Raw genomic sequence first — 9,271 nt, 5'->3', positions numbered from 1 at the left:
GTCCAGCATGCTCGGGTCGGCCTCCGCCTGGTGGAGCACGCGGGCCAGCGCGGTGGGGTCGGTCAGGTCTACACCCAGCGCGGAATCGCCCATGACTTCGCTCAAGCCAGGAACCGGCCGGTAGAGCACCGGCAGGCCGCACGCCTGCGCTTCGACGGCGACGAGGCCGAACGCTTCCAGGGTGGTGGACGGCATGAGCAGCAGGTCGTGGTCGGCGAAGGCGCGCCACAGTCTCGGCCGGGGAAGCCAGCCGAGATAGGACAGGCTGCAGCCTGCTCGCGCTAGCTCGGGCTCGCAGGCAGCGTACTCCTTTGCTGGGGCAGCGACGCTCAGATGGAGGTCACCCGCTGTGGCCAACGCTCGGACGAGCGTGTCGGCGCCCTTCTCCGCACTCAGTCGGCCGGCGTACAGCAGACGCAGCGGTCCTCGATGCGGTGCTCGTTGGGGTGGGGTGTGTAGCAGCTCGTCGGGGATGCCCCAGGGGATGTGCACGATGTCGGTAGCGCGAGCCGCCGTGAGCGTGGCGAGCATGTCGGCCATGGCCGTGGTGGGGACGACGACGTGACGGGCGGCTTCTACGGCATGGAGGAGGACACGTTTCTGCGTCTGGTGACGGGCGGCGAAGATCAGGTCGGTTCCGTGGACCAGAGCCAGCCGCGGGTGTTTGGGGAGCAGTCCGATCAGGGCTGGGGTGGCGCCGAAGGCGAGGTGCTGCAGGTGTACTGCTGCGACCTCGTCCGGGTCGATGTGCGGTGCCAGTGCTCGGCGTAGCCGCTTGACGTAGCTCCAGAACTCCAGCCCGGTCACGCATTTTCCGTGTGCCGTCACCAGCTGCACGCCGGCCGGAGCAGCCACGTCATGGGTCTCGGAGGCGAGCATGAATACCTGTGCGGCGATCAGCGGTTCGGCCCCGGTGTAAAGGTCATACAGTAGTTCGACGCTACCGCCGGGGCTGCCAGCGGGGAGGTCGAGCGCCGTGACCACGCGGCTCACAGGGGGCCTCCCATTTCCTCGTACAGGCGGGAGATGTCGATGCCTGGAGTGGTCCTGTACTTGCCCGTGCTCTGGTAGCTGGACGGGCCGCCGAACGTCTGGAGGAAGACGAGCTTCCCAAAGGTCATCCCGGGGTATACGCGCACCGGTCGGGCGGCGCGGATCTCCAGGGTCCACTGGATGGCGTGCCCAGCGTGGCCGAGCGGAGCGGAGACGTGGACCCATATGCCCAGGGCTCCGATGGTGCGATCACCGTTGAGGAGTTGGGCGTAGCGCTCGCTGCCCGTCCGCTCGGCCGTCAGTCCCAGATACAGCTCGCCAGGGGTCAGGACGAAGCCGTCCCGTGGAATGGTCATCTCGCGGAAGCTGGTGGGGGCGGCGGCGTCAAGGCTGCCGTCGCAGATGCGGATCGTGTCGCCCAGCCTCCAGTCATAGGCGTTCGGCGACAGCCGCTGAGGCTCGAACGGGTCGATCACGATCTCGTTGGTGGCGATGGCGGCCGCAATCGCGGGTCCGGTGAGGATCATGATGCAATCGCCGGGATCGGGTCCCGCCAATAGCCGGACGGTTGCGGGCCGCGCGCGTCCTGGTATTTGCCGTGGTAGAGGTCAACGGGCCCTACGGATAAGAAGAACATGATCTGGCCTATCCGCATGCCCGAGTAGACCCGCAATGGCCGGATGGGCGACAGCATCAGTGTCCACTGGCCGTAGAAGCCGATGTCGCCGATCGGCGCGGTGATCTCGACGAAAAGGCCAAGACGCCCGACCGAAGAGCGGCCGAACAACAGCGGCACGAAGACGTCACTACCCACCCGCTCCTGAGTGTGGCCCAGATACAGCTCGCCGGGCTGCAGCTCGTACCCGCTGTCAGGGATGCGCAGGCTGCGGGTGGTGTTATGGCGGTGGGCGTCGATGACAGGGTCGGTGTAGATCATCAGGGTCTCGCCAAGGCGGACGTTGTAGGAGTTCGGGTTGACCTGGCCGTGGACGAAGGGTTCGATGCGCAGCCTGCCGTCCGCGACGGCGGCAATGATCTCAGGGCCGGTGAGGATCACGGTCTGCGCCTGCCTTTCTGTCGGTCGGAGTAGTCGCCGGTGAGGACGCGCTGAACGACCTCGGCAAGCCGCAGGCCGGCGTGCGGATCGGCGGGACCCAGGAAGTTGGTGGCCAGATACCTGGTGGTGAGAACGCGGCGTAAGCCGGGCTGGAGCGGTGCCGGGTCCGTGATGATCGGGCCAGCCCGATCGGTGAGCATGGCAAGCATCAAGGCGGGGTCGTCGGTGAACCGTGTCGGTATGGCTGCGGTGGTGAGCTGGTTGCCGAACGGCTCGATGGTGAGCAGGTCCCCCATGGTCAGTTCACTGCCGAGGTCGGTGGTGCGTAGGCACGGCTGGTTGAGCACCACGGCGTCAGCGCCGGAGATGAGGCGTAGGTCGGCGGCGACTGCGGTCAGGAGCGCCGTCCGGCTCAGTGGCCGGTCGCGGAACGCCTTGGTGAGCGGGCCGAGCGGTTCGGCCAGGCGGCGGCGTAATCGCTCGATCCGCATCATGATCGCCTCCAGGGAGGCCGGGACCTGCTCTGCGTAAGGGAAGCGGTGCACGCTGGCCTGCCAGCCGTGGCTGGTGGGTGTGGCCAGGGCGTAGCCGACGCCGAGTTCGTACCCTTTGACCACCGAGGCGGTGCCAGCTGCCGTAGGTTCGTAATGGTCGCTGTGGCAGTGCCCGGCGAAGACCACGTCCACGCCGGGGCAGGCTTCGGCTAGGTGAAGGTCGTGGTCGTAGCCGGAGTGGCTCAACACGATCCACGCATCAGCGCGGTGGCTTCCCATTAGCTGACGTAAGGTTTCGGCGGGATCGAGCAGGCGGGCGTCGGCTCGTTCATCGGCCGGGATCGCCGCGAATGCCTGCTCGCCGATGACTGCGGTGACCGCGACCTGTTGTCCGGCCACGACAGCCTCATGCAGGGGCCGCCACAGCAGGTTGCCGGTGGGGTCGGTGACATTTGCGCATACCGTCAGGGGGCGTAGGGCGGTAGCCAGGTGGTGTCGCCAGCCGTGGTTTCCTGGGGCGATGACGTCGTACAGGCTGCTCAGCAGGCGCTGCTCGACCATGCCTCCCCCGAGGGCGTAGTAGCCGCTGCCCTCGAACCAGTCGCCGCAGTCGGCAACTAGGTACCGCGCTCGGGAGTGGTGGAGGTGGGCGAGCATGGGGGACGGGTTCTCCAGTGCGGAGTGCACATCGGTAGTGGCCATGACAGCCTCTACGGTTCGAGCCGTCGCCATGGCTCACGCCAGGGGGGTGATGTCGGCGCCCAGCGCCTTCAGCTTCTCCGGCAGGTCAGCGTGACCGCGCTGGAGCTGGGTCAGCCCGGTCAGCACAGTGATCCCGGTAGCGGTGAGCGCGGCGATCAGCAGTGCAGATCCGGTGCGTATGTCGGTGGCCTCCACGGAGGATGCGTCGAGTTCCTGAGGACCGCTCAACTCGCAGCGGGTGGGGGAGACCTCGGTGATGACCGCGCCCAGACGGCGCAACTGCGGCACCAGATTGGCGTGGCGTCCCGGGTTGATCTCGTCGATGAATGTGTGACGCGTAGCGGGAAGCGTGAGGGCCAGGGCCATGAGCGGAGGCTCGAAGTCAGCGTCTAGGCACGACGTGGACGACAGGGACTCCAGGGAGCCGTCAGCGTAAACCGGTGCCCCGGTCAGCGTGGCCGGTGCGGACAGTTCCACCCCATCGTCTTTGGTGGTGATGGGGAATCCGAGGCTGTTCAGCAGACGGAGGAGCGGAAACAGGTGTGTAGGGTCCACTCCCGTGATCCGGCCGTGGCCGCCGGTGGCCGCCAGCGCACACAGTAGGGTCCCGGCCTCGATCTTGTCGCCCGGCACGCGCCACTTGGCCGGATATCCGTTGCTGGGTTGATAGGACAGCACTCCATCGGGCAGATAGCTCACCCCATGACCGGCCTGCGTGAGGGCTTTCACCAGACCAGCCACCTCCGGGGAGGTGTTGGGCCTGTGCAGCATCAGCGGTCTGCGTGCCACGACGGCGCGCAGGAGCGCCACCACAGTGGTGCCACGGCTCGGAAAGGGCAGTTTGATCTCCACCGGTGTACGGTGCTGCGGCTGGCTGGCGGTGATCTGGTATCCGGCCTCGCAGGTGTGGACTCTGTCGCCGAACGCCTCATAGACCATGAAGTGCAGCTCCATGCCCCGGTCGCCAACATTGCACCCGCCAGGCCAGGGTAGGTCGGCTCGGCCGGAGGCCAGCAGCGCGGGCGCCAGGTAGTAGGAGGCGCGGATGGTGGCCGCCAGCGCGCGGTCCATTTCCGCTGCCTGGTCGGGATCGGGGATGACGCGCAGCACACTGTCGCCGTCGAGCTGTGTCTGGGTGCCAACGCCGCGGATGAGCTGGACTAGCTTGCGTACGTCGGAGGACGTCGGCAGATTCGTCAACGTGATGGGGCGGCCGACAGCAGCAGCGGCGGCCACCAAGGGGAGCGCGGCGTTCTTGGAGCCGTCCACGTTTGTGGTTCCCGTCAGGTTCCGTCCGCCGCGTATGGCCAATCCACGGGGCAGGTCGGTGGTGGTGCTGGTCTGCTGAATCATCGTAGGTCCGTTTTCGTTGTAGTCGTGGTGGATCCCGCGGCCCGGAGAGACCCGTCTTCATCTCCGGGCCGCGGGCGTTCGGTCTGGCGGGCCTCGCCGGCGGCCTGGGGTGTGGGCTGCCGGTCAAGGACGTGTGAGGCCCGCCAGAGTTCGAGTTCTGCGTTGACCATCTGGTCACGCAGTTCTTCAGAGGTTTTGGCTTCGACAGGTCGGCATTCGCGAGGGTCGGCCAGGTGCCACGCGGTGAACTCCCTGGCCCAGACCCGCCACATGACGAGCCAGCGGGGGTTCGTCCGCTGGAGCATGGCCGCTTCGGCGACTTCGTCGGGATCAAAGCGATTCACGGCGGACCTCGACGTCGTCCGGTAGGTCGTCGGCCATTAGCCGGATACGGCCGGAGCGGAGGAGTTCCCCGATGGGCACGGAACATAGCTCAAGGTAGTGCTGGGCGAGCCTGTCGGCGGCACCCGCCGGGGTGTGGGCGAAGGTCCTGAGTGGCCGCTCACGAGTGCCGGTGATGTCGGGGATCTGCCACCAGATGACGTCATCGACGTGTGCGATGAGCCCAGCGAACACCCTGACGACGACCCCGTAAGGCATGGTCTGCACGATGGCAGGGATGTTGTGGCGTGCGGCGAGCAGGATGGACAGAGCCGTGGCCTTGCCCTTGGCGTCGTCGCGCTCGCTAGGCAGGGCTGCCAGCTGGTGTCCGTTCGGTGGGGCTGCGTGGCGTGGTGTCGTCACTTGCTGGCTCCTCACCAGCCGCGGGTCCAGGGATTGAGAATCACGTTCTCGACGTCTCGGAGACGATTTGGCTGCGAGTGAGTGGTGCTGGTTCTACGCTTCTCCATGGGTCAGGACCTCGATTCCTGATCAAGGCCCCGGGCTCCCCTGGTGTTCACGCACCAGGCCGGGGCCGACTCTTTTGTCGCGGGCATCGAAAGCAGTAGCCCTCCGGAGTAGCGTTGCCAATACCGGAAGTCATGGGCTAGGGATTAGCTGTCCGCAAAGTGTCCGCAGAACTTGCGGACAGCAGTGGACATGGCAGGGAGCGCCACATGGGCATAGAGACGTTCGGTGAGGCACTTAGGCGCCTACGTGGACATATGTCCCTCCGGCAAGTGGCCCTCTTGACCAACGTCGGCAAGACTCACATTTCTGATCTCGAAAACGGGCGACGCAAGCCGACCTTTGCCGTTGCGACGGTGCTCGATGAGAGGCTCGGGGCAAACGGCAAGCTGGTGGCCCTAGCATCGTCCCCGCCAGACCAGCCTCCTGATGATGAGTGGGAGGAGGCGAGCGAGTTGCTACGCCGTTCCTTCTTGAAGCGCGGCTTGGCCGCCGTCACCTTGCCCGCTATTGGCCTGGAGGAGTTGAAACACATCGCGGCTGCAATCACCGATGCACGCCGATACGCCGATAAGGAAGTTGTTGCCCACCTGGAATGTCAACTTGACGACTGTGCTGCCAACGATCGAACACGCGGCCCTAGGCAAAGCATCCCGATAGCTCTTGGTTTGGTTGCTGCTGTCGAAGATATGGCGAAGGAAGCGAAAACCGACATGCGGCGGCCTTTGCTGCAAGTTGGGGCGCGAGCAGCCGAATTCCTTGGGTGGCTGTATCGCGACATCGCAATGCGGGAATTGGCCAGCTATTGGCGTGACCGCGCGATGGAGTGGGCTCAAGCCACCAGTAACTTCCCCATGCAGGGCTACGTGCTCCTCAAGAAGAGCCAGGCGGCTTGGGATGAACGCGACGCGCTTCGGATGCTCACCCTTGCGGAAGCGGCCCAGCAGGATCCCTGGCATCTGCCGCCGCACGTGCAAGCTGAGGCGGTGCAGCAGGAAGCACGTGGCTACGCCATGACCAGCGGCGACATGGCGCTCATCGAGTCAAAGCTTGACCTCGCGCGCGGGCTCCTCATACAGCATCAAGAGAAAACGGGGATCGCCGCCCATTACAATGAGTCGTTGTTCGGGCTCCAGGTCGCGATTTGCTACTGCGAGGCAGGCCAAGTCGAGCGGGCAATGGAACTCTACGAGCAGTGGCTGTCGCCGAAAGCTTTCTCCCGCAGGGACTACGGCTACTTCTTGTCGCTCAAGGGCGGAGCGTTCGTCGCGATGGAACGGCCGGACAGCGCGGCGGTGAACGGCCTTGAGGCGTTGGCGTTGGCGCGCGAGACGAACTCGGCCCGCACTCATCAAGAGATTCTGAGGCTGGTGGGGAGGTTGCGGCCGTGGCAGCAGAGGGAGAGCGTGCGCGAGCTACGCCACGCTGTCCTTGCTTAGCCAGTCGCTGAGGGTGTCGATGGCGTGGGCCTGCCACTCCTGGGTCTGTGGGTCGGCGTACTGAGGGTCATCGTGAACTGCGATGCCGTGCTGGGCACCCTCGATCTCAAGCAGACGGGCGCCACCGCCGAACTTGTCCACGGCGTCGCGTGAGGACTGCACCGGGATGAACGTGTCGCCGGTGCCGTGCACGATCAGCGTGGGTGCCAGGACGCGCCCCAGCTCCGTATGCGGCTGGAGGTAGAACACCTCATTGAGCAGCGCGCGTCCCAGCTTGAACGACGGCGAGTGCGCCACGAATCCTTGCGTGGCCAGCTCTCGCCCGGCTTCTGCGTCTATCTGGTCGTCATGCCAGTACGGCTTTTCGTCGACAAAGCGCTTCTTGTAGTTGAGCAGAGGGTTGATCAACACCAGCCGCCGAACAATGCCCGCATAGCGCGAGGCATAAAGGGCCGAAATGCCGCCGCCGAAGCTCGCGCCGATGATGTTTGCTTGCTCGCTGCCTACTTCGGCACAGACGTACTCGACTGCCGCTCGGATGTCGTTGACGACACCGGCAAGCGTCAGCTCCTCCTGCCGTCCCTCACTCTCGCCGTGAGCGCGGAAGTCGAAGCGAAGCGACGGCAGGCCGGCGTCCGCCAGGCCGAGCGCTAGGCGGGTGAAGAAGCCGCCCTCATGACGGGTGACTCCGCCACCGTGCACCAGCACCGTTGCGGAGGTGCCCTGTGGCACTTCGGGGAGGACCAGGGTGCCGCGAAGATTGAGCCCGTCGAGGGAACTGAAGGCGATCTCATGAGCAATGGAAGGCACGTACAGCAGCATAAGGTCGGCGCTGGTATCGCGACCATCGGAGATCAGGGCGAAGTGAGCGGCAGGAGCCGGTCGGCGATGTGGACCCGCTGCGGGTTGACTAGGCGGCGCAGCAGGTGAAGGGGCTGGCCTGTGTCGTCGTAGGTGATGCGGGTGACCTCGAGCAGGGGACTACCGCGGCTGACCCGAAGTAGCGAGGCGTCCACAGGGCCGGCTGGGCGGATCCAGGTGCGCAGGTCCACGACGCCGGACGACCGTTCCACGTCGAAGGCTCCGGCGTCGTGTCGCTCCTTGGATACGTATGTCTGGTCGAGGCATACGAGTTGCCCGTCGATGTCGCCCTGGAGTTCCCAGGTGACGACGGGGGAGCCAGCGTCGAGACGGAGGCCTTGGGCGACTTCCTTGGGCGCGGCTTCGATGCGTCCCGTTTGTGATGTCAGGTGGCCTGTGGTCCCGGCTCGGCGGCAGGCGGATGCCCATGCGGTGGGCTCGTCGCGCCGCTCGATGGCCATGGGGATCTCGATGGTGACGGTGGGCCCTTGAACGATCATGCCGCGATTGGCGACGCGCCAGACCAGCCCTGCCTCCTTGAGTTCCCGCATGGCCCTGGTGATGACGTGCGCGCCGACGCCGTAGATGTCTTTGAGTACGTCGGTGTGGGGGAGTGGTTCGCCCGCGGGGTAGGTGCCGTCGAGGATTTTGGTCCGGAGGTCGGCTAGGACCTCGGGATACCGCACGACGGGCACGGGCGGGTCCTCCTCCGTTGGGCTGTTCAGACTGGCGTTGATCGTATTACGGGTGGCGAGCGGGCGTCTCACCTGCGGGCTTGACAGTGATCGTCGGGTGGTGCAGCATGGCTATTGCAACGCTGTTTACTCGCAAACATAGAGTAACAGAGTGCGAAAAAGGCGACTCTCCGCTCCACCGGAAAGCCGCCCACCACAAGCCCTAGTGGGCCTCACCTGGAACTCCACTTCCAGGCGAGGCCCTGAAACACCGAGTCTCACCCCTCGCGAAAGGACCCGAGACCCGATGTCCAGCCACATCGTGGCATCGCCACGTCGCGTTGTCACATTCGACGAAACCCCTGACCTTGACGCCGTCCTGCTGACCAGCGACGCCAAGTGCCGCCAGCCCGGCGCTGACCCCGACGACTGGTACCCCCTCGACGACCGCCAGACCGATAACGAGGACTACGCCCGCGCGTTGTGCTCCGGCTGCCCCTTCGCCGGCCTGACCGGCGCCTGTGTGATGCGGGCGCGGACGATGCCGTTCGACAACTGGGGCATCATCGGCGGCACCACCCCCGAGCAGCGCCGCATCCTCGGGATCGGTACTTACGAGGTGGCGGCGTGAAACTGCTTGCCCCCAGCCCCGAGCGCGAGCGCGCCCGGCTTGAAGCGGAGCAGCTCCGCATCGAGCAGGAGCGCATGCGCGACGAGGCGCGACGCCTGCGCGAGATCGAGGAGGCCGAGCACCGCGCCGCCCTCTCCGAGCGGGCGGGCGAGCTGGCCGAGCAGGAGCAGACCCGGATCGTCGCGGAGGCCGATGCCGAAGCCGAGCGCACCCGCGCG

11 protein-coding genes are annotated in these 9,271 nt (G+C 66.0%); 3 read left to right on the top strand and 8 right to left on the bottom strand.

What is annotated here, in order from left to right; all coding sequences use genetic code 11:
* The 6 genes from AB0J09_RS45265 to AB0J09_RS45240 all read right to left on the bottom strand — a co-directional run.
* Nucleotides 1-993, bottom strand: a 993-nt coding sequence (locus AB0J09_RS45265; RefSeq protein WP_360705702.1) for a glycosyltransferase family 4 protein, incomplete at its 3' end; no start/stop codon positions are given.
* Nucleotides 990-1,520 carry a hypothetical protein gene (locus AB0J09_RS45260; protein WP_360705699.1) on the bottom strand — a complete coding sequence of 177 codons (531 nt, stop codon included), beginning with the start codon at nucleotides 1,518-1,520 and terminating at the stop codon, nucleotides 990-992. The genes AB0J09_RS45265 and AB0J09_RS45260, both read right to left, overlap by 4 nt.
* A complete protein-coding gene (dcd, locus tag AB0J09_RS45255; protein WP_360705696.1) occupies nucleotides 1,517-2,050 on the bottom strand; it encodes a dCTP deaminase in 534 nt (177 codons plus the stop codon). The genes AB0J09_RS45260 and dcd overlap by 4 nt, the downstream gene beginning before the upstream one ends.
* The gene (locus AB0J09_RS45250; RefSeq protein WP_360705693.1) at nucleotides 2,047-3,246 is read right to left on the bottom strand and encodes a hypothetical protein; all 1,200 of its coding nucleotides are present in this window, start codon (nucleotides 3,244-3,246) and stop codon (nucleotides 2,047-2,049) included. Before AB0J09_RS45250 ends, dcd begins: the two co-directional genes overlap by 4 nt.
* A gap of 33 nt (nucleotides 3,247-3,279) precedes the next feature.
* The gene (locus tag AB0J09_RS45245; protein ID WP_360705691.1) at nucleotides 3,280-4,599 is read right to left on the bottom strand and encodes a hypothetical protein; all 1,320 of its coding nucleotides are present in this window, start codon (nucleotides 4,597-4,599) and stop codon (nucleotides 3,280-3,282) included.
* A gap of 330 nt (nucleotides 4,600-4,929) precedes the next feature.
* Complete coding sequence (locus AB0J09_RS45240; protein WP_360705688.1) at nucleotides 4,930-5,343, bottom strand: hypothetical protein; 414 nt, start codon at nucleotides 5,341-5,343, stop codon at nucleotides 4,930-4,932.
* A 314-nt stretch (nucleotides 5,344-5,657) separates the two neighbouring features.
* Between AB0J09_RS45240 and AB0J09_RS45235 the strand changes: the two genes are divergently transcribed.
* Nucleotides 5,658-6,887, top strand: a complete 1,230-nt coding sequence (locus tag AB0J09_RS45235; RefSeq protein ID WP_360705685.1) for a helix-turn-helix transcriptional regulator — start codon at nucleotides 5,658-5,660, stop codon at nucleotides 6,885-6,887.
* On the opposite strand, the gene AB0J09_RS45230 is transcribed toward AB0J09_RS45235, so the two are convergent.
* Both AB0J09_RS45230 and AB0J09_RS45225 read right to left on the bottom strand, forming a co-directional pair.
* Nucleotides 6,864-7,709 carry an alpha/beta fold hydrolase gene (locus tag AB0J09_RS45230; RefSeq protein WP_360705683.1) on the bottom strand — a complete coding sequence of 282 codons (846 nt, stop codon included), beginning with the start codon at nucleotides 7,707-7,709 and terminating at the stop codon, nucleotides 6,864-6,866. The two genes, AB0J09_RS45235 and AB0J09_RS45230, sit on opposite strands and share 24 nt — an antisense overlap.
* A 32-nt stretch (nucleotides 7,710-7,741) precedes the next feature.
* Entirely contained in the window at nucleotides 7,742-8,443 is a 702-nt protein-coding gene (locus tag AB0J09_RS45225) for a GntR family transcriptional regulator (protein ID WP_360705680.1), read from the bottom strand.
* A 286-nt stretch (nucleotides 8,444-8,729) separates the two neighbouring features.
* Between AB0J09_RS45225 and AB0J09_RS45220 the strand changes: the two genes are divergently transcribed.
* Complete coding sequence (locus AB0J09_RS45220) at nucleotides 8,730-9,053, top strand: WhiB family transcriptional regulator (protein WP_360705678.1); 324 nt, start codon at nucleotides 8,730-8,732, stop codon at nucleotides 9,051-9,053.
* Nucleotides 9,050-9,271 (top strand): hypothetical protein (locus tag AB0J09_RS45215; protein WP_360705675.1); only part of this gene is annotated, 222 nt, incomplete at its 3' end. The genes AB0J09_RS45220 and AB0J09_RS45215, both read left to right, overlap by 4 nt.

This window comes from Nonomuraea sp. NPDC049784, from assembly GCF_040659615.1.
GTDB lineage: Bacteria > Actinomycetota > Actinomycetes > Streptosporangiales > Streptosporangiaceae > Nonomuraea.
This window is presented reverse-complemented; position numbering and strand designations above follow the sequence as displayed.